The organism is Streptococcus sp. SCPM-O-B-23252 (M501) (assembly GCF_058200355.1).
Genome location: NZ_JBYQGS010000001.1, coordinates 584,451 through 608,295, shown reverse-complemented (window position 1 = coordinate 608,295; position 23,845 = coordinate 584,451). Strand labels below are relative to the sequence as shown.

The following is a 23,845-nucleotide window of genomic DNA, read 5'->3' as shown; positions in this document are numbered from 1 at the left end:
GTAGATGCTTTCTACCACCTTATCGGGACCATATAACCTAACTATTATAACACGATTTTGCACAAGTATTCCTTTTTTTATTAAAAGAAAAAGATATAGTTTGAAACTATATCTTTTGAACTTAACTGCTATCCAACTCTAATCCTTACAATAGCAAAGTGCCTATTAAGACAAGAATAGTGGAAATGATAGATGGAATTCGAAATAGGAACCAATCCGGATCACCAGCCAAAAACATGGAGATGAAAAAGAAAGCTACAGAGACAAATAGAATCTCCTTACTGGCGAATATCCTTCCAATGCCAAGCAGGACTGTGGCAATAATATAAGAAATCAGATGTAATCCCAAAAAGAATAGGAAGGCAATTGCCCATCCTCCTACCATCAGAGCACTGCCTATAAACAGTCCAAGATAGCCGATGTTTAGGAAAAATACAAAAGTTAGAAGCCCTGTATTAGGAGCAGGTTTTTCTACACCTGGTGCCATCATAGGTGGCTGAACTGGCTTTTCTTGGCCTTGATCCGTCATTAGTGGCTGAACTTGTTTTTCTGGACCTTGTTCCATCGTTGGTGACTGAACAGCCCCCTCAGGTATATTATTATGCTCTTGGTTTGATTGATACTTTGGATCTTGGTCAGTCATCGGTATTCCTCCTCTTTTACAAGCTTAAGTTATTTGGCGTTTCTTACACCTATTATACCGCATTTGATGATTCATTTCATCGGCTATGATGAGTGATAAATTTTATCTATCAGTTTGATAAATTATCCATATTATTCAAATGATTTTTTTCGTGTTACAATGACTGTATTATTTTCTAATCAGTAAGGTAGCATTTCTTTTTTCCTTGCTCATTAGAGAGGAGGAAATCATTTTTGGATTGGTCAATTGTTGAACAATATTTTCCACTCTACCAGCAGGCCTTTTTCTTGACCTTACACATTGCTGTATGGGGAATTTTAGGTTCATTTCTTTTAGGACTGATTGTCAGTATCATCCGACATTATCATCTACCGATTTTAAGTCAACTAGCTGGCTGTTACATCGAACTTTCTCGAAATACACCGCTCTTGATTCAGCTCTTCTTCCTTTACTTTGGTTTACCAAGGATAGGTATCGTCCTTTCTTCAGAAGTCTGTGCAACCATTGGTCTCATCTTTTTAGGTGGTTCCTATATGGCTGAGTCCTTCCGAAGCGGTCTAGAAGCAGTCAGTCAAACCCAGCATGAAATCGGTCTCTCCATTGGGCTAACACCCAGACAGGTCTTTCGCTATGTGATCCTACCACAAGCAACCGCAGTGGCTCTGCCTTCCTTTAGTGCCAATGTCATTTTCCTGATTAAAGAGACTTCTGTATTCTCTGTAGTCGCTTTAGCTGACCTCATGTATGTAGCAAAAGATTTGATCGGGCTCTATTACGAGACAGACATCGCCCTGACCATGTTGGTCATTGCCTATCTGCTTCTCTTACTACCGATTTCACTTCTCTTTAGTTGGATAGAAAGGAGATTACGCCATGCAGGATTCGGGAATCCAAGTACTCTTTCAGGGAAATAATCTCCTTCGGATACTCCAAGGCTTGGGCGTGACCATTGGGATTTCCATTATCTCTGTCTTCCTATCCATGATCCTTGGAACTTTACTCGGAATCGTGATGACTTCTCATTCAAAAGTCATTCGTCTGCTCACTCGCTTTTATCTGGAATTTATCCGGATCATGCCCCAGTTGGTCTTGCTCTTTATCGTATACTTCGGTTTGGCCCGCAATTTCAACATCAACATTTCTGGTGAAAGTTCAGCTATTATCGTCTTTACCCTTTGGGGAACAGCTGAGATGGGAGATTTAGTCCGAGGGGCTATCACTTCTCTTCCAAAACACCAGTTTGAAAGTGGACAAGCCTTAGGATTAAGCAAGGTCCAACTATATCGCTACATCATCATCCCACAGGTTCTCAGACGATTGCTTCCACAAGCTATTAACTTGATTACCCGTATGATAAAGACAACCTCCTTAGTGGTCCTCATCGGAGTTGTAGAAGTTACCAAGGTCGGCCAACAAATCATTGATAGCAACCGCCTGACCATCCCAACCACTTCTTTTTGGATTTATGGAACCATTTTAGTCTTGTACTTTATTGTCTGCTTCCCTATTTCCAAATTAGCAGGACAGTTAGAAAATCACTGGAGGAATTAATATGTCTGAAACCATTTTAGAAATCAAGGACCTAAAAAAATCCTTTGGAGACACTCCTATCCTCCAAGGGCTTTCCCTCAAGGTTCAAAAAGGGGAGGTCGTAGTGATCTTGGGTCCTTCCGGTTGTGGTAAGAGTACCCTCCTTCGATGTATCAATGGCTTAGAAACTATCCAAGCTGGCGATATCCTCTTGGATGGTCAATCCATTACCAAGAATCAAAAGGACTTCCACCTGGTCCGCCAAAAGATTGGGATGGTCTTCCAAAGTTATGAACTCTTCCCCCATTTAGACGTCCTCCAAAACCTGATCCTAGGTCCGACAAAAGCTCAAGGACGAGCTAAAGAGGAAGTCATCAAGGAAGCAGAAGAGTTACTGGAACGGGTCGGTCTCTTGGAGAAGAAACATAGCTACGCAAGGCAGTTGTCTGGTGGACAGAAGCAACGGGTAGCCATCGTCCGCTCCCTCCTCATGCATCCAGAAATTATCCTCTTCGATGAAGTGACAGCCTCTCTAGACCCTGAGATGGTCCGGGAAGTCCTAGAACTCATCAACGACCTGGCCCAAGAAGGACGGACCATGATTCTGGTGACCCACGAGTTACAGTTCGCACAAGCCATTGCTGATCGGATCATTTTCTTGGATCAGGGCAAAATTGCCGAAGAAGGAAGTGCTCACTCCTTCTTTACCAACCCACAAACCCAACGAGCACAAGAATTTTTAAATGTATTTGACTTTAGCCAATTTGGCTCATATCTATAAAGGAGATTTTTATGAAATTCATTAAACCAATTTTAGTTCTTTTTACCTTCGCTCTCGCTTTGCTCTTTATCACTGCATGTGGCTCTAGCAAGTCATCATCTTCTTCTACCGGCTCTAAAGCACGTACCATTGAAGAAATCAAGAAAAGTGGCGAGCTTCGTATCGCAGTCTTTGGAGACAAAAAACCTTTTGGTTATGTTGATAATGATGGATCCTACCAAGGTTACGATATCGAACTAGGAAACCAATTAGCTAAAGACCTTGGTGTCAAACCGAAATATGTATCAGTGGATGCAGCTAACCGTGCGGAATACTTGATCTCCAATAAAGTGGATATCACATTAGCCAACTTTACCGTTACTGATGAGCGGAAGAAACAAGTAGACTTTGCCCTTCCTTACATGAAGGTTTCACTCGGTGTGGTGTCTCCTAAAGATAAGGTCATCACTGATGTGAAACAATTGGAAGGAAAAACCTTGATCGTAACCAAGGGAACTACTGCTGAAACCTACTTTGAAAAGAACCATCCAGAAGTGAAACTTCAAAAATATGACCAATACAGCGATGCCTATCAAGCTCTCCTAGATGGGCGTGGCGATGCCTTCTCAACAGACAACACAGAAGTCCTTGCTTGGGCTCTTGAAAACAAAGGATACGAAGTTGGAATTACTTCACTTGGTGATCCAGATACGATCGCACCAGCGGTTCAAAAAGGAAACAAAGAACTCCTCGATTTCATTAACGATGACATTCAAAAGCTTGGAAAAGAAAACTTCTTCCACAAAGCTTATGAAAAAACTCTTCACCCAACATATGGAGATGCTGCAAAAGCAGATGACCTCGTTGTTGAAGGTGGCGAAGTGAAATAACAAATAAAAACTCTATCGCAATGATAGAGCCTTTTTTCTTATCAAAAACTATTTTCCTTAGTATCCTTTGGTCGTTTCACCCAAAAGAAAGCACCCAGTAGGACATCGATGGCTAAACAGAAAGAGAGGACCTGTAGTGGCCACAGCAAGCCATAAACAGCTGATAGACCGTAGAAAATACATGCTGATGCCCAAAGTAGTCGAGATCCTATCGCCAAAGCGAACTGGGTTGAGGCAAAGCCTATGGTAAATAAGATCAAATGGATACTCGTTGCATAAAAAATCATGAAGGCAAAAGGGCCGGTCAAGATGAGTCCGACGATGCCCAAGCCATAATAAGCAAGACCTAGCCATTTTGGAAGAGCAAAGAGATAAGAATAAAGAGACGATGCATTTCCTTCCTTGCTTAATTCACCGTTAACAGGCTCTCTGGATGTCTCAAGTGACTGCTGGCTATTGTTGTCTTGCTCAACTGTCACTTCCACTGTAGGCCTTTCTTGCCCAGCCACTAAGCCCTTTGTTACTACTCTTTCACTTCTATCACTCGATTGGTTCCTAAATAACATAACAAGAGGAGCGATGACTAATTTTTCTTTCATCAAGACGAATACATTAGGATAGCCGTATCGTTTTGGGTAAGAAAGTAAATCGGATAATAAGGAAGAAGATTCCTTATTTCCGGAGCTCACTTCATCCGAACCTCTTTGACTTTCTAACCGCTCAGCTACCTCTTCTTCATCCCCACTTGCAACACCTTCTTGGTCCGAAAGGGCGCTTAACCGTGCCCCAAAGAGCTTCTGCAAACTTTCCTTCTGTCTATATACCAGATAAAGAGAAATAACAGAATGGTAAAAAGGAATGAGTGAAGTCGTCTTTAAAACGAGGAGATCTATCAAGACAGAAGGAAGATAGTAACAAGCATAAAGGCAACTGAGCACAAATAGGACCTTCTGATTCTTAATGATGAGGAAACTGGACAACAAGATGACAAGCAGAACTTCTTGGTCCACACCTTCAAATAATCTCCAGTAAAAGTCAGATTTTGAATGATCCAGTATATTCCACAAGCGTAGGACAACAGGAATCCGATCTACCAATTGTAAGATACTGATCTCCAAGGAAACCAACGGAACGATTGGATACCAGGTTCCTTCCTGACCAACCAAAGAACGAAGACGAGGCCACTCCAACTTATTGATCATTATCAGGACAATAACTAAGGTTGGAAGTTGAGAAAGTCTCATCACCACCTCAGTACCAAACAAAGTAATAGGAACCTCTTGTGGCCAAAAGATGCTGAGAACTAGGAAGAGAGCATAGAGAAGAAGCCCTTCCTGCTTCCCCCGGTCTTTCCAGATTTTTACTGTGAGAAAGACTTGAATAAGTAGCCATAAAAGAATCTGAAGGATTGACAACCAGATAATAGGGGGATTCTCTCCGCTTCCAGGCTCTCCGGATAAGAGCATAAATACTTGAAAAAGAGCTCCAAGAACCTGGACTAGTAAGAGAATTGGGTAGCAAATTTTACGGTTCATCACAATCTCCTTCCTCTAGACGAATCAGTGAAGCATGAACTCAAAAACGAGCTTTCTTTTTAATTGTAGCTAGTGAGACAACAAGCCATTCTTAAATAAAGTCTGCCTCTGCAATAGCTTCTTTGACCACTTCCAATGGAAGATGGACTAGCTCTACTTCTTTTTCACGGTAGAGATACTCGGCATACTCATCGATGCGGTATTGATGGATATAAACCACCCGCTTGCAGCCTACTTGAAGCAGCTGCTTGGTACAGTTGAGGCAAGGGAAATGGGTCACATAAGCTGTGAAACCTTTGGGAATCCCTCGTTCCGCTCCCTGTAAAATCGCATTGACCTCTGCATGGAGGGTCCGAACACAGTGTCCCTCCACCATGAGGCAGTCATGATCCAAGCAATGCTCCGTACCAGAGACAGAGCCATTGTAACCCGTCGCAACCACCTTATGATCCTTGACCAATACAGCACCCACCTTGGCTCGCTTACAAGTTGCTCGATTTGATATTAACAAAGCCTGTGCTGCAAAATACTCATCCCAGGCTAATCGTTTATGTCCCACAGTCTTGTCCTCCTTCATAAACATTCTAAATTTTTTTCATTATAGCACGAAATCAGCAAGAAAAAAAGATAACACTGTCACAGCCGATTCCTTCACTCAAAGAAAAAGAGATCCATGCGGATCTCTTTATTAATTATTTACCAAGTTTTGCTTTAGCTGCATCTGCAAGAGCTGTGAAAGCTGCTGCATCGTTAACAGCCAAATCAGCAAGCATTTTACGGTTAACTTCGATCTCAGCCAATTTCAAACCATGCATCAATTGTGAGTATGAAAGTCCGTTCATACGAGCTGCCGCATTGATACGTGTGATCCACAATTTGCGGAAATCACGTTTCTTTTGACGACGGTCACGGTATGCATAGTAGTAAGAGTTCATTACTTGTTCTTTTGCAGTACGGAACAAGATGTGTTTAGCTCCATAGTAACCTTTAGCTAATTTAAGAATACGTTTACGACGTTTGCGTGATACAACGCCACCTTTAACACGTGCCATTTATATTTCCTCCAATATTTCCTAGAATTCTTTACTTACAAATACGCGATTATTTCAAGCGAGTAAGCATTGCTTTGATACGTTTGAAATCTCCTGAATGCACCATAGATGCTTTACGAAGATGACGACGTTGTTTCTTAGTTTTTCCGTGGAAACGGTGAGAAGTGTAAGCACGGAAACGTTTAAGTCCACCAGAACCTGTACGTTTGAAACGTTTAGCTGATGCGCGATGTGTTTTTTGTTTTGGCATGATATTTTCTCCTTTTTTTAACTTTCTGACAGATTATTTCTTGTCAGTTGCTGGTGCCAACTGCATGAACATTTGACGACCATCCATTTTAGCACGTTGTTCGATGATAGCAATATCTTGAGTTGCTTCAGCGAAGTCGGCTAAAACTTTTGCCCCAATCTCTTTATGGGTGATCATACGACCCTTAAAGCGAATGGAAACCTTCACTTTGTTCCCTTTTTCAAGGAACTTGCGAGCATTGCGAAGTTTTGTATCGAAATCACCCTTGTCAATAACTGGGCTCAAACGAACTTCTTTCACGGTCACAACACTTTGTTTTTTGCGTTGTTCTTTTTGTTTCTTCTGGTACTCAAATTTGAACTTACCGTAGTCCATAATTTTCGCAACAGGAGGTTTAGCTTGAGGTTGAATGAGAACCAAGTCCACATTAGCGTCGTCCGCAAGTGCTTGCGCTTCACCAAGTGGTTTGATTCCCAATTGTTCGCCCTCAAGACCGATTAAGCGAACTTCACGTACACGAATTTCATCATTGATGAATAAGTCTTGCTTTGCTATGGTTTTCACCTCTTTTTTTATTTTAGAGAAAAACAAGAGCGGACTTGCTAACGCAAACCCGCACTACATGATTATATTTCATTTCTGAAACTTGATCCGTAGGGGCCAGACAACGTTAGTCGCAAGGCGAGAAGTTCTCACTTCTGCTTTTCTCAACTTTTATATGATATCAAGTTTATGATGGATTGTCAAGGATTTTTTTTGCTTTTTCTTCAATAAATGCAACCACTTGATCAATCCCGACACCAGTCGTATCAAAATGAATGGCATCTGCTGCTGGTTTTAATGGCGAAACCTCTCGGTGACTGTCTTTATAGTCCCGCTCAGCAATTTCTTTTTTCAATACTTCTAAATCTGTTTCAATGCCCTTGCTCAAATTTTCCTTATAGCGGCGTTCTGCACGTTCTTCTACAGAAGCCACTAGGAAAATCTTCAATTCTGCATTTGGTAAAACAACCGTTCCAATATCACGACCGTCCATGACGATTCCACCTTGAGCAGCAATCTGTTGTTGCTGGGCCACCAAGCGCTCACGGACAGGAGCTAAGGCAGATACCCAAGAGACATTGTTGGTCACTTCATTGTCACGAATTGGATGGGTCACATCGACATCAGCTACGAAGACTAATTGCTGGCCGTCTTCAGAGCGACCAAAGCTGACAGGATATTGGTTCAGTAGATCAACCAACTGGTCAACATCTTCTTCAGTCAGATCATGACGAAGAGCTAAATAGGTCGCTGCACGATACATGGCACCTGTATCGAGATAAGTGTAGCCTAAATCTTTAGCAATAATCTTAGCAACAGTTGATTTCCCACTGGATGCAGGACCATCAATTGCGATTTGAATTTGTTTCATAGTCTATCCTTTATCGAATTTTGACCACATCACCTGGATTCGCATACCAGGAACCAGTAGACATGTGAGATGGATTCAATTGCTCCAATTGGGCGATCGAAATTCCAGCACGTGCCGCAATCGCTGCCTCTCCTTCACCAGCAAGAACTGTGATAGTCTCTTCTCCTGACTCATCATCACTTGAAGCTTCTGAACTTTTTGCTACAGGAGCTGCACTACTAGATGAAACGACTGTTGTTTCACCATTGTAGAAACCGCTCATTTGTTTCTTCTTATCGCTTCCACCTGTAGAAAGGTAAACTAAGAAGCAGACCATCGCTACAATAATAATAAAGAAAATAATCGCCAAGATGGTTAACAAGCGATCAGCTTTTATTCCATTCAATTTGTTTGTTCGTTTCAATGTTTCTTCTCCATCATCATAAATCTCTTCTTCCCATGGCTCTTTCGGCATAACTTCCTCCTTGTGTTTTCCTGTTAAAATCATTACAATATAGATATGAAAATAACCTTAATACCTGAACGTTGTATCGCATGTGGCCTTTGCCAAACATATTCGGACATTTTTGACTATCACGATAATGGCATCGTTAAGTTCGCCTCTGAGGATGAACGATTGGAAAAGGAATTTCCTACCGATGCTTCTATCCAAGAAGCGGTTAAAAATTGTCCAACCCGAGCTCTTATCAAAGATTAAGAGCTTTTTTCATTATCTGCATAGTAGAGTTGATAATAGTCCACATGGATAAAGTTATCTGTCAACTCAATCTCACCCTTAAAATGATCATTCAAGGCTAAGGCATTGATAAAGTATTTTTTGGGCCACTTACGCATACAGAAGGTCCGACTTCTTGATCCATCGTTGAAAATCAACTTGATGGAATTCTTTGTAACTTCCACTTTTTCAATCGATGAAATCGGAACTTTTATAGGAGTTAATGGATTTGCCGTGATAATCCGTAAAAACCCATCATCGTATATGGTAAAATAGCGATGCACTCCTACAGCCAGCAAGGCCATAAAGAGAAAGAATGAAAAGAGTACCACCGTCGGGATACTGGAACTCTCATACATCAGAGCTAGTCCAATAAAGACGGGTATAACCGATAAAGACCAATAGGTAATTAGCATGGATAAATCAGGCTGCCAATGGTATCGGATTTTCCCAAAAATCTTAATCATATGCGGAACCCCCTTCTACTAGTTTAGCATAAAATCAACAAAAATAGAACAGGAAAGCCTGTTCTATTTTTAATAATTTTAGTGATCAAATCACTGAATGACAGATTGATGAAAGCTGGTCTCTTTCCATTAATTTTTCGCCGATGGTACCTCGAAGAAATCTTTGGATAGATAGCCTTTACCACTGATCAAATCATATTCCACCATCTTCAAATCTTCAGCAATCTCTCTCGCTTCTCCTTCTAAAGCTTTTTTGTCAACACTTGCTTTCTTCAAAACTTCCGTCAAGAGAGCATAGTAAGGTGAGACTTTAGAGTTGGTCTGTTCAAAGACCATAGCAGAGAAATCACTTGAATTGACTAAAGGATAGTCTAATTTAGGAGTCTCAAAATTACTCCAAATAAAGTAATCCGTTTGGTATTGACCTTCTGGATAGTTCTTAAAGGCAGATTCTGGATACAAACCAGGCAAATGATCCCCATAGAAGACAACTGTAATCTTTTTATCGATTTTGGATAGCTTTTCTAGGAAATCTTGGGTGGCTTTGTCAGTTTGGTATAGTAGACGACTGTAGAAGGTTAGTTTAGAGTTCTCCTCGTCGCTAAATCCATTTCCTTTTGCATCCAAAGTTTCTGGATTAGCTTCTAACCAAGGTGAATGATTCTGCATAGTCATTACTGAAAAGAATTGTCCCTTTTGAGGAGTTATATTTTCTAGTACTATACCGTAGGTAGACTCGTCACTTGGACTAATCCCTTCTTTTCTATATTTGATTCCCTTTGTATTCGTCGTGATAAAATCCTTAAAATCTAGTCGAGAATAGACGATATCTCTCGAATAGTTTGACTTCCCAGCGAGATGGATTGCGATCTTTTTCTTCGTTTCATAAGAATTACTAATTGAGGGAACATTATGAATTTTTGGAAATACCTCCGTATACAAAACAGATACTGTTTGAGAAATATTATAGAAAGGTAGACCCGTCAATGTCTGAAATTCCATATTGGCAGTTCCACCACCATATCCATCTGATTGCATTTGACCACTCGTGTGGTTACGCATAACGTTCTCAATATTAGGAATTGGATTTTGAGTTAATTCAACTCCTTCAATTTTTCTCGGATCTGAAAAACTTTCGCTTAAGACGTAAATAACAGTCTGATCATTCAAATAGTTTTGTCTCTCCTTATTTATACCATTAGCTAATTCATTGTACTTCGCTTCAATCTTAGCTATACGATCTTTTGAATAACCTTCAGGCTTCTGAATAACTTCCGTCGTCAATTGGTTCATCCAAACATATGTAAGTCCTTTATAGCGAGCATTGGAGGTATTCCCTAACCAATCGATATCTTGATAATTATTGAGGGTGCTTATTATCGGAACATTCGATTTAATTTTCCCATTTTCTTTATCAGAAAAAACAGATGATACGTTTATAAATAAGAGAAACATTGATAATACAAGTAGAACTTGTGCTTTCCAAGAAGAAATAATTTTTCCTTTGAAAAAGTACCTCATTCCAAGAAGAGAAAGAACCACAATTGCTACTAATCCACCAATTGCATATATTATTTGAGAAGTATCAACAAAACTGAGTAAGGTAACTGGCTTGGATAACCAATTCAAATCACTTGGTAAAACTGGCTCATTTCTCATCCCAAATTTAATAAAATTTGCAATGACAAAAGATACAGATACCAGTAAAATCAAACAAGAGGCTATCCAATACTGGTTGATAGCAATATAGACAAATAAGATGATTGCTGTCAGCACTAAAATTTGGAACAAGATCGCATCTGGTATTGTAAAATGTATTCCTAAAAATGGTTCTGTTCTTCCTAAACTAAATTGAAGAAAATAATTTAGAACAATTGCAATTGTTACGCTTGAGAAGAACGCTAATGATAAACTAGACTTATTCTTAACAAAGTCTCTCTGACCTTTTGTATAGAAAAAACCAAATATTGAAAGAATCGGGAAAGCAAGCATTAAAAATTCGTTTGTCATCCAAAACTGTTGAGCGGAATATTTACCTATTTCTAATGCTTTATACAAAAAGTTATCAGTTCTATAAATCAATAACGAGAAATTCTTATCTGTTACGATAAATGTTATTAGAATCTGTGACAGTATAATGTATTGATAGTTATCTTTTATTTCATCTAAATTCTTTTTTCTAGAAAACAATCCATCCGAATGATACCTATATAGAACAAGAATCATTGTTATAAAAAATAGCGTACCGACAACTACAAAGGAATTCGTTCTAAAAAATGGATTTTTTTGAAAGTTCCAGACCTTGTATTTGGGATTGTTAAGAAACAAAGTAATTTCCGTAATATAAGAAAGTACATTATAAATTAAGTAACTAATCAGTAATTTTAGAGGAAACCATTTTTTAAAGTTAAAATGTGACATTAATGCAATTAACAATAAAAAACTAATTCCAAACAATAATCCCAAATAGTTGACATACTTAAGTACAGTCCCAGTCGCTTTGTTATGTAAGGCTAAATTATTTTGTGCTAAGTAAAAATTAAAAAAGAAAAATAAGACAAACGTGATTGCATAATAAAATTGAGTCCTTGAAATATTATTTTTCAAGTTTTTTAAAAACCTTTTAAAATTAAACTTCTTTTTTCTTTTCATGCCTTCGCTTTCATAATCATTCTTTTTATAATGTATTTGATTGCCCGTGCTGGCCCGATCACGATATACTTCAATGCTCCTTTAATTCCACCGATTTGATTAAAGTCCACAAAGGTATGTGGTTGGAGATCCTCCCGATTATTCAACTGCTTATTATCGATAAATGATGTGAGAACATGTGGGTTTTGGGAGATCCTAAAATCATACTTTTGATCCCAGGCAATGTAGACTAATAAGCGTTCAATCGCATGAAGGATCGAATTTTGAGGAAGAGGTTCAGCTGGAACATCTGCTGCTGTCAAATTCAAATCAAAGAGTGGTTTCAAAGCATCGTACTTAAACCAAACAAAGGTCCCATAGCTCATAACAAAAGTATTGAGATTTTTGAAATCAATTGTCTTGGTCGCTCCCATCCGTTGCCAGAGCTTGTTCATCTCTGGTGAAATGAGGGCTTCATTCCAGGCTACCACTATTCGATTGTATCGGAAGAAGGTTGGAATATCTGCGATGGTGATTCCAACTTTTGGATTGGCCTCCATATTGGCAAGGATTTGATCCGCTGGCTTCACCAGCATCTCAATCAATTCTTTGCGCCAAGATTCACCCGCCCAAAAATCTGCTTCTTTGGATTTCTTGGTATGGAAATGACCAACATAATCATATTGAGAAAGTTGCTCTTTTAAGAGCAGCATTGGCAACACATCTCGTCCAATGTTTCCAGTCACCACAACCGTCGCATCTTGTGCTCGATTGGAAAGAATTTGCTCAATAGCCTGCTTCTTCTCTTCTACATCCGTCGTGATCCACAAATCGTAAGAGAACTGAAAGGCTTGAAAAACATCTAGAAATTCTTCCAAGAGGTCCACATAAAAGACATGGAGATGAACTGCAACTTTTTTACCGAAATCTCCAGCTAATTCTTGGTTTTTCAAGTACTTACGTGACAAGAGATAGGGATAGTCCGGACGGTCAATCATAGACATGTGGTTGAGAATCAATTCTAATGGATAGTCCGATACACGCTCCAATTCATCAAAAATATAAGGCATGATTCCTTCATTGTTTGCAATGGTTTTGACTTTGATGAAAGGAACCTTATGATTGAGAATCGCTGTAGGATTGTAATAAGAAAAGTCTGGATAGAGCATCCCAGTTGTATCTTCATGTATGGTATCAAAGACCGTCTTATAGTGAAAACCTGCATCCAAGAAATTCGTTGTTACCTTGGTTTCATAGTTATCAATCACATCTTGAACATTGGTGAAGTCCTGAACACCTTGCCAAAATTCATGGAAGGCACTAGATATCAGCACCTGTTTTTTAAAGCTAAGATAATAACTCTGAATATGCTCGTTAAAATCCTTGTCTTTCCGGTAATTGGTCATTCCCCAGAAATCCACTTCATTATCATTTTCAAACCGCTGATAGATTGGTTCTAGATCCCAAAGAGGTCCAAAGCAGGTATCATTCATGAGGGTAACCGAATCAAAATGAGCCAGTTGATCAAAACCGACTGTCTTCATTCCATCCCGCCAAGCAGCGAAATCAAAGCCACTATTTTGACGCTCTAGAATATCGTCTACCAACTGTTGGGAAGACAAATGATCCTTCACATCTTCTGGTAGCTGACTATTAGAGATAAAGACCACCCGTGAATACAAGGGACGAATTTTTTCTAATTGGTAGAGTACATGCCCACTAATAAAATTAAACTTATTGTAGTGAACATATAAAAGTAAACGTTGCATATTATTTCCTTATTCTTAAGAATTTCAAGATCTTTGTTGGAATGGTCCAACGGCGTGAATGGATGACTGTATTATATGCTTCTTTCGTAGCTTGTAACTCTGCCTCAAGATTTTTCAAACTATTTTGACATTCTAACATTTCGGCAGCAAAAACTTTTCCAATATAATCCGGTGCAGAAGGATTATCTATAGAAATTATCTTATAGTTTAGTTGGTATACCTCTTCTGGCTCAACATCATAAATCAGTTGTGGATCAGGCTCGCTAAAAAGATAATAGCCGTTAGAGATGACACCATTCGTATAGACTGGGGAAATAAGCTTCCCTCTTGTATCTCTTAATTCAACCTCAGAGTAGTAACTGGGCCGTTCCGAAAGATCCACACGAATAACCGACGTTCCGTTTGGAATATCGATGTTGAAACTATCTTCTTTTTGAAGCAGTTTGGTCATGGTACGATCTTCCGAATAGGTGTTTTCTTCATCTCCCAAATAAATCGTAACAGATTCCATCCCAATATGTGAAAGGGAGTCCATTGGTTTAGATAAGCGAATCTCGTATGTATTAGTGCGATCTAAGAGAATTTTTGTCATCTCTTTAAAATCTGCATTTGGATATTTATCCAGATAGGTTAATTGAGTTTGCAGTAGCTTATGGAAGCGACGTTCCAATTTTCTAAAATCACAAGGACGAGAATCCGATCCTTGGTTGATAGTATAGGCAACCGTTACTTCATCCAGATAGGCTAAAGAAGTTCGTTGAAAGAGTTCCAGTTGTAGATTAAAGGTATCGTCTGATGTCGTAAGATCTAGCTCTTGATTAACTTCTAGCATCAGATCTCTATCTACTAGCCATGTAGAGGCCATGGTAAAGCCTCTAGTCGCAAGCATTATTTCGTAGGTATCTGCTAATGGAATCGTATGATTAGCAAAGCCAGCCTTAGAAACAAAATTGCCACGCTCATCATAGATATCAAAATCAGTATTGGACCATTTGCAATCCGGTTTACTTTCTAATAAGTCAACCTGTTTCTGCAGTTTTAAAGGCTCCAACCAAAAATCATCTCCGTCACAGCGGGCAATATACTTTCCACGCGCTTCTTTACAGATAGAGACCCAGGTTTTAGAAATTCCCTGATTTTCATCCTGATAAAAAGCACGAATCAAATCAGGATGGCTAGCCTGATAATCAGCTATGATTTTACGAGATCCATCAGTTGAGGCATCATCCACTAAAATAATCTCAAAAGAAAACTCTGTTTGTTGGGCTAAGAAGCTGTCAATTGTCTTCTTTAGCCAGGGTTCTTTATTAAAAACTGTACAAATTATCGAAACAAAAGGCGTCGTTTCCATATCTCCCTCAGTCTAGTCAGTCATTGACCATGTTCCATTGCGTTGGATTAAGCCACTTGCTGCATCCATTGCTGATTTATCATCCAAAGCTATATCATCTCGATTGATAAAGATTAGTGGGGTTTGTGTAGCATCTGAAAAGGCCAGCATCTGTCCTTCAGCATCCCGTACTGTCACTTCTAATTTCATTTTCAAGTCATTCACTGTTGGAAGGGAACAAGTGTAATGAACTGTTTTATGTCCAGCCCCACTCATCAGCTGATCCATAGAATTATCATTATAGATCCAAATGTTCCGATCGATATCTGTTAAAGAAAGTGCGATATAGGTCTGGATATCTTCAAGTACATCAAAATCAATTTGGAAGTGAATCGTATCTTGGGGGCGTAATTTGTTCGAACTTAACAACTGAAGCTGAAAGTTTTCAACCAATACTTGATCTTCATGGTTGGGATTAGCAACTCCACTAGCTTCTCCTCCCTGTTGCAAAGGAGCTGTATTATCAAAACTGTACTGATTGGCAACATTTTCTGGACTGCCTAAAGCCTTCACCAATCCATTTTCAATCAAAACAGCCTTGTTACAATATTTCTTGACGGCCCCCATATCATGGGTAACCAGGATAGTAGTTTTCCCTGATTTTTTGCGTTCTTGGAAGTAATCGTTACACTTGCGTTGGAAGGCTTCATCTCCTACTGCAAGGACCTCGTCCAAAATCAAGATATCGCCTTGGGCCTTAATGGCAACCGAAAAGGCTAGACGAACCTGCATCCCTGATGAGTAGTTCTTTAGCTTCTGGTTCATGAATTCATGCAACTCGGCAAAGTCTACGATGTCATCATACATGGCATCAATTTCAGCTGTTGAGAAGCCTAGCATGGCCCCGTTCATATAGACATTTTCTCGACCTGTCAGTTCTGGGTTAAAGCCCACTCCAAGCTCGATAAAGGACACCAGTTTCCCATCGATGGTGACAGTACCTTTTTCTGGCACATAGATTTCTGAAATAATTTTTAAGAGAGTCGATTTTCCAGAACCATTTCTTCCCAGGATCCCGAAAAAATCACCTTTTTCTACTTCAAAAGAAATATCCTTAAGAACATGTTGTTCTTTGTATCCTTTGATTCCTTTGAAGCGATTGACCAGGGCAGTTCGAAGACTATTGGTTGCCTCTGTTGGCAACTTAAAGTACTTGCTGACATGGTCTACTTTTACTGCAATTTGTTTATCTGTCATTAGAGAATCTCCGCAAATTTCTTAGCATGTTTGTTAAAGTAAGCAAAGCCAGCAACAAAAATAAGAATTGGTAAAACATAAGGAATCAGAACCAAGAACTTATTTTCTACCAAAAGCCAGACTGGGGTGTTGGCCTTATCAATCAAGAAGTATCGCATGTCTTGAATAATTTGGGCCAAGGGATTCATCATGACCAACTTAGCCGCCCATGGATTGCGGTCTGCAATAAAGGTAATCGGGTAGATAATTGGCGTCGCATACAAGCCTGCTTGCAGGAGTACTTCCCATACTTGACCAAAGTCACGGAAACGAACAAAAAATGTCGCTAAGATCAATGCGCATCCTGTCGCCATCAAGAACAACTCAAAGAACAACGGAATCACCATCAAAACTGTCCAAGAAAATGTCACCCCATTAAAGAATGAAAAAATCAAGACCACTACAAGGTTAATAACAAAGTTGATGGCTGCTCCTGAAATTGCAGACAAGACAATGATATGTTTGGAAAAATTCAACTTCCGCAATAGGTCGCCTCGACTAACAATCGACACCATCCCCATGGATGTTGCTTCTGAGAAGAAGCCCCATATTACATTGGCCAACAAGAGGGCAACTGGAAAATGAGGCACATCTCCACCCAAACGTAAGAAGCGGATGAAGACGACATACATGATCGTAAAGGTCATCAAGGGCTTTAAAATCGACCAAAGATAACCGATCGCTGATCCTTGGTAGCGTAATTTAAAGTCTGTTTTGATTAATTCTCTTAATAAAATTCGATTTCTCTGACTAAAAACGTCAAACATTATTTTTTACCTCGATATGCAAACTTTGTCAGAATCAAGCTGGTAAACACAACCGTATGAAAGGCTCGGTTCTTACGGTAACCATACTGACGAATCCGTCTCAGGCGTTCTTTTAGTGGAACATCCATAATGGTGACAAAGTTTTCAATGATTTCTTTAGTTTGGGAACTGACAGGCAGATCCAATAGATTTTTTGCTTGTTCTTGACTGGACTCAATGAGATTCCAATATTTAGCAAAAAGAATATAAGGGCGAACCCAATTTTTAACCCGTTTTCTAAGGGTACGAGCCCCCAGAACATTGCTACTGTGCTGCCGGTACAATTCTGTCGGCTGATCGATATAAATTAGATTTCCAAAGGCAGTTGCCAACAAGGCCAAGTACCAGTCATGCATAAGGAGCGCATGTTTTTCTTGGCCTGTCCATAAGTCAGCCAACGCGTGGTTAATCATGGCTACACCACCCGTTACCGTATTTTCCGTCAGCTCTTGAATCAGTTCTGTATTGGCATGATCAGACTGGGTGCGAATCATACTCTCATGCTGCACGTTCAAGTTTTCATCGACCACTTTTAAATCTGTGTAGACCAGCAAAGGCACTTCTTGAGGGTGCTTGGCCGCTTCTGCTATTTGAAGAGCAATTTTTTCAGGAAGCCAGACATCATCTTGGTCACTGAAGCAATAAAGATCTGCTTTTTCATATTTCAAGAGGGCGTGGAAGCTCTTGATGACACCAAGATTTTCGATAGCACCTTGATTGATAAAGCGAATGCGCTCATCCTGGGCCACCAACTCTTGAATGATCTCCACCGTACCGTCGGATGACCCATCATCCCGGATCAAGAGTTGCCAATCCTGATAAGTCTGGTCTTGGATACTTTTGACCTGTTCTTTTAGATACTGTTCACCATTATAGGTGGACAACAAGATATTTACTTTCATGATAAGAATAATTCCTCGTACTCACCTACAATTTTTTCCCAGGTAAAGTTTTGCTTCATATTGGCCTTGGCACGTTGACCCCATTCAGATACATCTTCTAAAGAATCAACCTGGTTGATCAAATGCGCCAAATTCCCAGCTTCTTTGGTCCAATATTGAGCTGTGTCCTTGGCAACCGTTTGGTTAAAGGAGACTCCTAAAACTAAATTCAGATCCGTGTGAGCAAGAGCCTCTAAGAGACCCGGATTGGTTCCGCCCACTTCATGACCATGGATATAGGCAAAGGCTTCTTTACGGATATACTTCAAGAGGTCTTGATCATAGACCGTTCCAACAAATTTGACGCGTGGATCCTGATCAAATCCAGTCCGAGCTCGCAACTCTTCAAAATAAGAATTGCCTTCATGGTTACAAATAATCACCAAATCCCGCTTGCTTGAAGAGGCTATAAATTCACGAATGGCGGTCTCATAATTATTCTCTGGGACAAAGCGACCCAAAATTAGGAAATAGTTTTTCTCCTGAGTCTGCCACTTGTGATAGAATTCTCGGACCTTATTATCCTGACTGGTCAGGCTGGTCGGAGACAAGTCCGTCCCATAGGCAATATAGGTCGTCTTGGACCAAGGATAGGCTTCCTTGATATAGGACTCAATACCAGGGTTGTCTGAAATCACCAAATCCGCATGGCGTGTCATGATCTTTTCAGAATACTTGAGATAGGCTTGAATCGGTTTAGCCCACTTGGCTCGCTTCCACTCCAGTCCATCTGGATTTATATAAAATCGGCCGCCTATCTTATGGATCTTACGAGCAAAAGGCGCCACAAAGGCTCCGATGGTATTGCCCAAGACGTAAAAAATCGGCTGTTCAATTTCTTGTTTCTTAATGACCTTCAAGGCATAGTTGATGGCCATCGTATCATAGGCGATGACACGCGCAGGCCCAAGCTTGGGGGCTTTAATCGTAAAACAATCGACACCCTTGTAGTCAAAATGTTGATAAGCTTGATCATTAGAAAGGCAGGCAACATGGTACTGGATTTCCGAAGACACTTGATGGGAGACTAATTGGTCCACAAAAGTCTCAAAACCGCCATATTGAGCCGGAAGACCACGACTTCCGATAATAAAAACGTGTTGCATAATATTCCCTTTCTAACAATTTACAGTCTATTCAATTATACCATTTTCTAGGCTTTTTGCCTAATGCAAACAGAAAAGCGACCCTTAAGGGTCGCTTCAAATTTCTCTTATTTCACTTCTTGTTTATAGAACTCTTTCAAGGCATCTTGCCAAGTTGGAATAACGAATCCTGTAGCTTTCGCTTTTGCCAAGCTCATCGTTGAGTTCAGTGGGCGTTTTGCCTTAGCTGGGAATTGGCTAGAATCCACTGGTTTCACTTCAACATCCGTATCTTTGAGGATTTCAACTGCAAAGTCATACCAAGTTGTATCTTCTTTCGCATCGTTAGACAAGTGGTAATAACCATATTCTTTACGATTTTCAGCCAAATAGGTCATAAATTCTGCAAGAGTACGTGTCCAGGTTGGACGACCATGTTGGTCATTAACAACTGTAAGTGTTTTGTGAGTCTTCGCAAGGTTTTGCATCGTAAAGACGAAGTTTTTACCATAATTTCCAAAGACCCAAGCTGTACGGATGATATAGAAGTTCGAAACATGCTTCTCAACCAATTCTTCCCCCATACGTTTTGTACGACCGTACTCAGTTTGAGGATCTGGTTGATCGTCTACTTCCCATTCTTGTCCAACTGGCTTATTCCCATCAAACACATAGTCCGTAGAAATATAGACTAGGGTTGCCCCATGTTTTTCAGACGCCTTCGCTACATTTTCCGTACCAGTCACGTTAATAGCATAGTCCAACTCTTTCCCTTCATCTTCAGCAGCATCAACTGCCGTATAGGCAGCACAGTGATAGACTAGAGTTGGCTTCACTTGCGCAAAAACCTCATCTACTTTCTCTGCATTTGTGATGTCCATTTCAGCTACATCAACAGCTACATATTCTTCATTTCGTTCATCTAACAAATGGCGAAGCTCCGTTCCAAGTTGACCATTTGCACCTGTAATTAAAATCATGGTAATTTCCTTTCAAATGCTTTTTCCCTATCATTATAGCAAAAAAAGCAGAAGTTTTCTGCTTTTACTTGCTTTTCTCTTTGATGACATAGATTGGACGTTTCTTGGTTTCCATAAAGATTTTTCCGATATATTTTCCTAAAATCCCAATGGTTAGCAATTGGAAGCCACCAAGGAAAAGAATCACTGTCATAAGGGATGGCCAACCTGAAGTAGGATCCCCAAAGACTAAGGTTCGGATTACAATCAGAATCACCATGATAAAAGCCAAAATCCAAGATAACAGTCCACCAATAAAGGCAATATTTAGTGGGGCATCTGAGAAGTTAACGATCCCTTCGATCGAGTATTTGAACAGAGACCAAAAATTCCAAGATGTCTCTCCTGCCACGCGCTCTACATTTTTATATTCGAGGTATTCTGTCTCAAATCCAACCCAGGCGAAAATCCCTTTTGAAAAACGATTGTACTCGGATAACTCCATAATGGCATCAACCATGGGACGCCGCATCAAACGGAAATCACGAGCTCCATCAACCATTTCCACTTGGCTGATATGATTAATCAATTTATAAAACATCCGTGCAAAGAAGGAACGAATCGGTGGCTCCCCATCACGTGTCACCCGACGGGTGCCGACACAGTCCAGAATTGACAGCTGATCCAACTTCTGCTTCATTTCGATTAATAGTTCAGGAGGATCTTGTAGATCCACATCCATAACGGTAACATAATCTCCTGAAGCATGCTGAAGTCCTGCATAGAGAGCAGCTTCCTTCCCAAAGTTCCGTGAAAAAGAAAGATAGTGGACACAAGGATTCAAGAGATTGAGTTCTCGTAAAACATCTAAGGTTTTATCAGAAGACCCATCATTAATAAAAATATATTCAAATTCTTCTCCCATCGCTGTCCGAACACGTTCCATCTCTTCATAAAATAATGGGATCGATTCTTCTTCATTAAAACACGGGACTACAACTGATAGTGTCATTTAACTCTCTCCTTGATTTCTTCATCTTCTATTGTAACAAAAAACTAGGGTTTCCCCTAGTATATCATTAAAACAATCAATAAAACAGTAAATTAGTAGTATTGACTGATAGTTGTAATAATTGAAACAAGAATAAATAAAGAAGCAATGTAGGTATAGGTAAATTCTACTTTATTCTTATCGTATTCAATAGGTTCTGATCTATTCTGATTCCAAAACAGCCTTCTTGAAAAATCAGTAATACAACCAAGGAGGACAAAAACACCTGAAAAATATCTGCCCTGAATCCCTTTAATGGAAATATCAGCAACCTCACCCCACATTAGATAAGCTGTCATTAGGATTCCGAAAATAATTCCCATCGAAACAAGTATTACTCCAAACTTTGTAAATGGTTTTATCGGTTTTCCATTTGGAAGCACAAATAGAGCAACAGATAAGAAAATCAAATAGAACCACATAAAAGCTTTCGTATCATAGGTCAGCCAACCAAAAGTAAACAAGGATTGCAGTTTAAATGGAATAAAATTCACAACTTCTTTAATCATCATTCTAATAAAATCTGAGAAATGATGCATTGTAAAAATAATCTTTTTCATTGGATTAATAGCTGGATTCGGATGAACAATCGTTGCATTTATCCCACTTGTCACTTTCAACCAAATCACACTGGTTAAAGCGACAATAAAAATAGAACCAACAATCAAAAGATACTGTTTTTTATTTAGTTTCTCTTTGGGCAAAAAAACTAATAAACAAACTAGTAACACATATGGTAATTTTGAAAAAGCAATTAAAATACATAAAAAAGTATAGATTAATAAATCTCTATTACTCACTCTCTCTTTTTCAAAATAGGACAGGAATAATCCAACAACTAAAAAGATAAGACCATTGGCAAAAGCATCTTGATTAAATGATGCAGAAATATAAATATTGATAGGAATAATAGTTAATAGAGAAAAAATTAATTGCTTATCACCAGATTTTTTTATAGCAAATCTAACAAGTAAGGCAAAAACTAGTAAATTGAAAAATCTACCTAGAAAAATTGAACTGAATACACTTAGATGTAAGAGACGCGCTATAAGAATTCCTAATGTTTGGGGTAAATAACTTACAAATGAATAGCCATTGGTATTACCTAAATTAGAATATACTACCTGTTTGTCAGATAATTGTTTCTCTTCCAAATCAGTTTGTAATAAAGGCTTCTTAAATTCTTCTTCAACTTCAGATATATCCGATGACACTTTCATCTCTTCTACTGATGAAGGCAAATATAAATGTCCATCACTAATATAAAGAGCTCTAGAATAATGAAAATTTTCATCTGGTGTATCCATATTCGGGGTATAGACACAAAAAATTAGTCCAGTAAATAAAACTACTGAAAAAATTTTATTGTATAACTTAATATCTATTAGTGATAGAAGGGTGAAAATTCCTCCAACAATAACAAATGTTTTAATTGGCGCATTATTAAATGGACCATCGAAATAAAAATACGTTCCAAATATCAGAAACCAGATAAGCAAAATATAAAATTTCTTTTGCCAAATATTGTGAAAGAAATCAGAACCATTTTTTAAAAGTAGATTTGTCATGTAACACCTTTCTTTTCTTCTAACTGCTGAAACAGATCATACCACTTTTGAATGATAATATCCTCTGCATAAGTCCCTATGACATATTCACGTCCTCTTCTTCCAATGTCCTCTAGAAAAGCAGGATTGGTTAGAAAATACCGCATTTTAGTTGCTAACTCCTCAATACTTGGATCAAAGAGCATCTCAGGCGTATCAGTTTGAAGTTCAGCAACTCCTTGTGAACAATTATAAGTTAATACTGGAGTACCTAAAACCATTGACTCAACAACTGACATACCAAAAGCTTCAGATTTAGAAGTTAATAAGGTAAACAATGACTCCTGATAAACTTCTTTAACCTGGGTTGTTTTCCCTTTTAAGATAATACGTTTTGTCATTCCTAATTTATCTATGAGTGACTGGAGACTTTCCTTCAAATTACCAGATCCGTATATATTAAAAACAACATCAGGAAATTCATCTGCCACTTGTGCAAAGGCCTGAATTTGATGATCAATTTGCTTGACCGGATCTAGCCGACCTACAAAAGAAATCACTTTTGACTTCTCTTGATAATCATTTTCTGATTCTCCTATATATCTTGGTAGTGGATTTGTAATCGCAACAAATTTTTCCAATGGAATATTGTAATGATTGCTAATCACTTCCGAATAAGAATCCGATAAGAACATTATACAATCCAATTTCGGATATTTATTTTTAATAATATATGGATAAACTTTATAAATTCCCTTACATTCCAATACAAAATCAGCAGAAGAATGCATTTGTCCAATGAAGAAAGCACAATTAGAAAATTTCTTCAAACTTTTTTCCATCAAAAGATAAACAATTGGGTTTGCTAAAATGACCATTGGATTCTTTGATTGTGACAAAAGTACAGTTAATTCTTTTTCTAATTTTTTTGAGTAATACTTTTCTTTTAAGAATAACCACGGCTTTTCAAAGAAAATATCCTCCTGATATAGAAGAATTTCATGATAATTCTTTTGTACCTTCTCATACTTTTCTTGTGATTGAACAGCACAGCCGACAACCGTCACTTTGTTTCCATCTTCAGCAAAACGTGTAGCGAGCTGATCAACTACACGCTGAACACCACCGATTCCACCTAAATGGTGAGTGACAAAAATAATATCTCTTGTCATTT

The 23,845-nt window shown here is 39.0% G+C and carries 25 protein-coding genes and 1 other annotated feature; of the genes, 5 read left to right on the top strand and 20 right to left on the bottom strand.

Features of this window, described 5'->3' with window-relative positions; all coding sequences use genetic code 11:
* Nucleotides 1-145: 145 nt before the first annotated feature.
* Entirely contained in the window at nt 146-643 is a 498-nt protein-coding gene (locus tag AC3E6G_RS03010) for a hypothetical protein (protein ID WP_490700431.1), read from the bottom strand.
* A gap of 233 nt (nt 644-876) precedes the next feature.
* Between AC3E6G_RS03010 and AC3E6G_RS03005 the strand changes: the two genes are divergently transcribed.
* From AC3E6G_RS03005 to AC3E6G_RS02990, 4 genes are read left to right on the top strand one after another with little or no spacing between them, the layout of a single operon-like run.
* Nucleotides 877-1,557 (top strand): amino acid ABC transporter permease, encoded by a 681-nt coding sequence (locus tag AC3E6G_RS03005; protein WP_048688074.1) that lies wholly within the window; start codon nt 877-879, stop codon nt 1,555-1,557.
* Nucleotides 1,517-2,194: an amino acid ABC transporter permease gene (locus AC3E6G_RS03000; RefSeq protein WP_490700430.1), complete on the top strand. Its 678-nt coding sequence runs from the start codon at nt 1,517-1,519 to the stop codon at nt 2,192-2,194. The genes AC3E6G_RS03005 and AC3E6G_RS03000 overlap by 41 nt, the downstream gene beginning before the upstream one ends.
* Before the next feature lies 1 nt (nt 2,195).
* On the top strand, nt 2,196-2,954 hold the full coding sequence (locus AC3E6G_RS02995; RefSeq protein ID WP_129269452.1) for an amino acid ABC transporter ATP-binding protein: 759 nt from the start codon (nt 2,196-2,198) through the stop codon (nt 2,952-2,954).
* Between the two features lie 11 nt (nt 2,955-2,965).
* Nucleotides 2,966-3,823 carry a cysteine ABC transporter substrate-binding protein gene (locus tag AC3E6G_RS02990; protein WP_006596048.1) on the top strand — a complete coding sequence of 286 codons (858 nt, stop codon included), beginning with the start codon at nt 2,966-2,968 and terminating at the stop codon, nt 3,821-3,823.
* 41 nt (nt 3,824-3,864) lie between these two features.
* On the opposite strand, the gene AC3E6G_RS02985 is transcribed toward AC3E6G_RS02990, so the two are convergent.
* The 7 genes from AC3E6G_RS02985 to AC3E6G_RS02955 form a co-directional block, all read right to left on the bottom strand.
* On the bottom strand, nt 3,865-5,358 hold the full coding sequence (locus AC3E6G_RS02985; protein ID WP_490700429.1) for a hypothetical protein: 1,494 nt from the start codon (nt 5,356-5,358) through the stop codon (nt 3,865-3,867).
* Between the two features lie 91 nt (nt 5,359-5,449).
* A complete protein-coding gene (locus AC3E6G_RS02980; RefSeq protein WP_023023644.1) occupies nt 5,450-5,917 on the bottom strand; it encodes a deoxycytidylate deaminase in 468 nt (155 codons plus the stop codon).
* Between the two features lie 133 nt (nt 5,918-6,050).
* On the bottom strand, nt 6,051-6,410 hold the full coding sequence (gene rplT / locus AC3E6G_RS02975) for a 50S ribosomal protein L20 (RefSeq protein WP_000124834.1): 360 nt from the start codon (nt 6,408-6,410) through the stop codon (nt 6,051-6,053).
* 49 nt (nt 6,411-6,459) lie between these two features.
* On the bottom strand, nt 6,460-6,660 hold the full coding sequence (rpmI, locus tag AC3E6G_RS02970; RefSeq protein ID WP_001125942.1) for a 50S ribosomal protein L35: 201 nt from the start codon (nt 6,658-6,660) through the stop codon (nt 6,460-6,462).
* 33 nt (nt 6,661-6,693) lie between these two features.
* Nucleotides 6,694-7,224 (bottom strand): translation initiation factor IF-3, encoded by a 531-nt coding sequence (gene infC, locus AC3E6G_RS02965; RefSeq protein WP_006597373.1) that lies wholly within the window; start codon nt 7,222-7,224, stop codon nt 6,694-6,696.
* 15 nt (nt 7,225-7,239) lie between these two features.
* Nucleotides 7,240-7,370, bottom strand: a sequence feature (ribosomal protein L20 leader region).
* Nucleotides 7,371-7,390: 20 nt separating this feature from the next.
* Entirely contained in the window at nt 7,391-8,074 is a 684-nt protein-coding gene (gene cmk, locus AC3E6G_RS02960) for a (d)CMP kinase (RefSeq protein WP_061564101.1), read from the bottom strand.
* Nucleotides 8,075-8,084: 10 nt separating this feature from the next.
* On the bottom strand, nt 8,085-8,528 hold the full coding sequence (locus tag AC3E6G_RS02955) for an SAG1386/EF1546 family surface-associated protein (RefSeq protein ID WP_048688049.1): 444 nt from the start codon (nt 8,526-8,528) through the stop codon (nt 8,085-8,087).
* A 45-nt stretch (nt 8,529-8,573) separates the two neighbouring features.
* Between AC3E6G_RS02955 and AC3E6G_RS02950 the strand changes: the two genes are divergently transcribed.
* A complete protein-coding gene (locus tag AC3E6G_RS02950; protein ID WP_006596042.1) occupies nt 8,574-8,771 on the top strand; it encodes a ferredoxin in 198 nt (65 codons plus the stop codon).
* On the opposite strand, the gene AC3E6G_RS02945 is transcribed toward AC3E6G_RS02950, so the two are convergent.
* From AC3E6G_RS02945 to AC3E6G_RS02890, 12 genes are all read right to left on the bottom strand, one after another.
* Nucleotides 8,768-9,256 (bottom strand): EbsA family protein, encoded by a 489-nt coding sequence (locus AC3E6G_RS02945; RefSeq protein WP_048688043.1) that lies wholly within the window; start codon nt 9,254-9,256, stop codon nt 8,768-8,770. The two genes, AC3E6G_RS02950 and AC3E6G_RS02945, sit on opposite strands and share 4 nt — an antisense overlap.
* Nucleotides 9,257-9,385: 129 nt before the next feature.
* Nucleotides 9,386-11,908, bottom strand: a complete 2,523-nt coding sequence (locus AC3E6G_RS02940) for an LTA synthase family protein (protein ID WP_490700428.1) — start codon at nt 11,906-11,908, stop codon at nt 9,386-9,388.
* Nucleotides 11,905-13,656, bottom strand: coding sequence for a rhamnan synthesis F family protein (locus AC3E6G_RS02935; RefSeq protein WP_490700427.1), 1,752 nt, complete (start codon nt 13,654-13,656; stop codon nt 11,905-11,907). The genes AC3E6G_RS02940 and AC3E6G_RS02935 overlap by 4 nt, the downstream gene beginning before the upstream one ends.
* Nucleotide 13,657: 1 nt before the next feature.
* Entirely contained in the window at nt 13,658-15,007 is a 1,350-nt protein-coding gene (locus tag AC3E6G_RS02930; protein ID WP_490700426.1) for a glycosyltransferase, read from the bottom strand.
* Between the two features lie 12 nt (nt 15,008-15,019).
* The gene (locus AC3E6G_RS02925) at nt 15,020-16,243 is read right to left on the bottom strand and encodes an ABC transporter ATP-binding protein (protein ID WP_490700425.1); all 1,224 of its coding nucleotides are present in this window, start codon (nt 16,241-16,243) and stop codon (nt 15,020-15,022) included.
* On the bottom strand, nt 16,243-17,049 hold the full coding sequence (locus tag AC3E6G_RS02920) for an ABC transporter permease (protein WP_490700424.1): 807 nt from the start codon (nt 17,047-17,049) through the stop codon (nt 16,243-16,245). The genes AC3E6G_RS02925 and AC3E6G_RS02920 overlap by 1 nt, the downstream gene beginning before the upstream one ends.
* The gene (locus AC3E6G_RS02915; RefSeq protein WP_490700423.1) at nt 17,049-17,990 is read right to left on the bottom strand and encodes a glycosyltransferase family 2 protein; all 942 of its coding nucleotides are present in this window, start codon (nt 17,988-17,990) and stop codon (nt 17,049-17,051) included. Before AC3E6G_RS02915 ends, AC3E6G_RS02920 begins: the two co-directional genes overlap by 1 nt.
* Nucleotides 17,987-19,135 carry a beta 1-4 rhamnosyltransferase Cps2T gene (cps2T, locus tag AC3E6G_RS02910; RefSeq protein WP_490700422.1) on the bottom strand — a complete coding sequence of 383 codons (1,149 nt, stop codon included), beginning with the start codon at nt 19,133-19,135 and terminating at the stop codon, nt 17,987-17,989. The genes AC3E6G_RS02915 and cps2T overlap by 4 nt, the downstream gene beginning before the upstream one ends.
* Before the next feature lie 107 nt (nt 19,136-19,242).
* On the bottom strand, nt 19,243-20,094 hold the full coding sequence (gene rfbD, locus AC3E6G_RS02905) for a dTDP-4-dehydrorhamnose reductase (RefSeq protein ID WP_048716879.1): 852 nt from the start codon (nt 20,092-20,094) through the stop codon (nt 19,243-19,245).
* A gap of 64 nt (nt 20,095-20,158) precedes the next feature.
* A complete protein-coding gene (locus AC3E6G_RS02900; RefSeq protein WP_490700421.1) occupies nt 20,159-21,085 on the bottom strand; it encodes a glycosyltransferase family 2 protein in 927 nt (308 codons plus the stop codon).
* Between the two features lie 92 nt (nt 21,086-21,177).
* A complete protein-coding gene (locus AC3E6G_RS02895) occupies nt 21,178-22,692 on the bottom strand; it encodes a DUF2142 domain-containing protein (protein ID WP_490700420.1) in 1,515 nt (504 codons plus the stop codon).
* Nucleotides 22,689-23,843: a glycosyltransferase gene (locus AC3E6G_RS02890; protein ID WP_201037159.1), complete on the bottom strand. Its 1,155-nt coding sequence runs from the start codon at nt 23,841-23,843 to the stop codon at nt 22,689-22,691. The genes AC3E6G_RS02895 and AC3E6G_RS02890 overlap by 4 nt, the downstream gene beginning before the upstream one ends.
* Between the last annotated feature and the right edge of the window lie 2 nt (nt 23,844-23,845).

What these genes read in the sequence shown, in the direction of transcription:
- AC3E6G_RS03010 (WP_490700431.1), bottom strand. Translation starts at nt 643, where the DNA reads ATGACTGACCAAGATCCAAAGTATCAATCAAACCAAGAGCATAATAAT.
- AC3E6G_RS03000 (WP_490700430.1), top strand. Translation starts at nt 1,517, where the DNA reads ATGCAGGATTCGGGAATCCAAGTACTCTTTCAGGGAAATAATCTCCTT.
- AC3E6G_RS02995 (WP_129269452.1), top strand. Translation starts at nt 2,196, where the DNA reads ATGTCTGAAACCATTTTAGAAATCAAGGACCTAAAAAAATCCTTTGGA.
- AC3E6G_RS02990 (WP_006596048.1), top strand. Translation starts at nt 2,966, where the DNA reads ATGAAATTCATTAAACCAATTTTAGTTCTTTTTACCTTCGCTCTCGCT.
- AC3E6G_RS02985 (WP_490700429.1), bottom strand. Translation starts at nt 5,358, where the DNA reads ATGAACCGTAAAATTTGCTACCCAATTCTCTTACTAGTCCAGGTTCTT.
- rplT (WP_000124834.1), bottom strand. Translation starts at nt 6,410, where the DNA reads ATGGCACGTGTTAAAGGTGGCGTTGTATCACGCAAACGTCGTAAACGT.
- rpmI (WP_001125942.1), bottom strand. Translation starts at nt 6,660, where the DNA reads ATGCCAAAACAAAAAACACATCGCGCATCAGCTAAACGTTTCAAACGT.
- cmk (WP_061564101.1), bottom strand. Translation starts at nt 8,074, where the DNA reads ATGAAACAAATTCAAATCGCAATTGATGGTCCTGCATCCAGTGGGAAA.
- AC3E6G_RS02955 (WP_048688049.1), bottom strand. Translation starts at nt 8,528, where the DNA reads ATGCCGAAAGAGCCATGGGAAGAAGAGATTTATGATGATGGAGAAGAA.
- AC3E6G_RS02950 (WP_006596042.1), top strand. Translation starts at nt 8,574, where the DNA reads ATGAAAATAACCTTAATACCTGAACGTTGTATCGCATGTGGCCTTTGC.
- AC3E6G_RS02945 (WP_048688043.1), bottom strand. Translation starts at nt 9,256, where the DNA reads ATGATTAAGATTTTTGGGAAAATCCGATACCATTGGCAGCCTGATTTA.
- AC3E6G_RS02940 (WP_490700428.1), bottom strand. Translation starts at nt 11,908, where the DNA reads ATGAAAAGAAAAAAGAAGTTTAATTTTAAAAGGTTTTTAAAAAACTTG.
- AC3E6G_RS02935 (WP_490700427.1), bottom strand. Translation starts at nt 13,656, where the DNA reads ATGCAACGTTTACTTTTATATGTTCACTACAATAAGTTTAATTTTATT.
- AC3E6G_RS02930 (WP_490700426.1), bottom strand. Translation starts at nt 15,007, where the DNA reads ATGGAAACGACGCCTTTTGTTTCGATAATTTGTACAGTTTTTAATAAA.
- AC3E6G_RS02925 (WP_490700425.1), bottom strand. Translation starts at nt 16,243, where the DNA reads ATGACAGATAAACAAATTGCAGTAAAAGTAGACCATGTCAGCAAGTAC.
- AC3E6G_RS02920 (WP_490700424.1), bottom strand. Translation starts at nt 17,049, where the DNA reads ATGTTTGACGTTTTTAGTCAGAGAAATCGAATTTTATTAAGAGAATTA.
- AC3E6G_RS02915 (WP_490700423.1), bottom strand. Translation starts at nt 17,990, where the DNA reads ATGAAAGTAAATATCTTGTTGTCCACCTATAATGGTGAACAGTATCTA.
- cps2T (WP_490700422.1), bottom strand. Translation starts at nt 19,135, where the DNA reads ATGCAACACGTTTTTATTATCGGAAGTCGTGGTCTTCCGGCTCAATAT.
- rfbD (WP_048716879.1), bottom strand. Translation starts at nt 20,094, where the DNA reads ATGATTTTAATTACAGGTGCAAATGGTCAACTTGGAACGGAGCTTCGC.
- AC3E6G_RS02900 (WP_490700421.1), bottom strand. Translation starts at nt 21,085, where the DNA reads ATGACACTATCAGTTGTAGTCCCGTGTTTTAATGAAGAAGAATCGATC.
- AC3E6G_RS02895 (WP_490700420.1), bottom strand. Translation starts at nt 22,692, where the DNA reads ATGACAAATCTACTTTTAAAAAATGGTTCTGATTTCTTTCACAATATT.
- AC3E6G_RS02890 (WP_201037159.1), bottom strand. Translation starts at nt 23,843, where the DNA reads ATGACAAGAGATATTATTTTTGTCACTCACCATTTAGGTGGAATCGGT.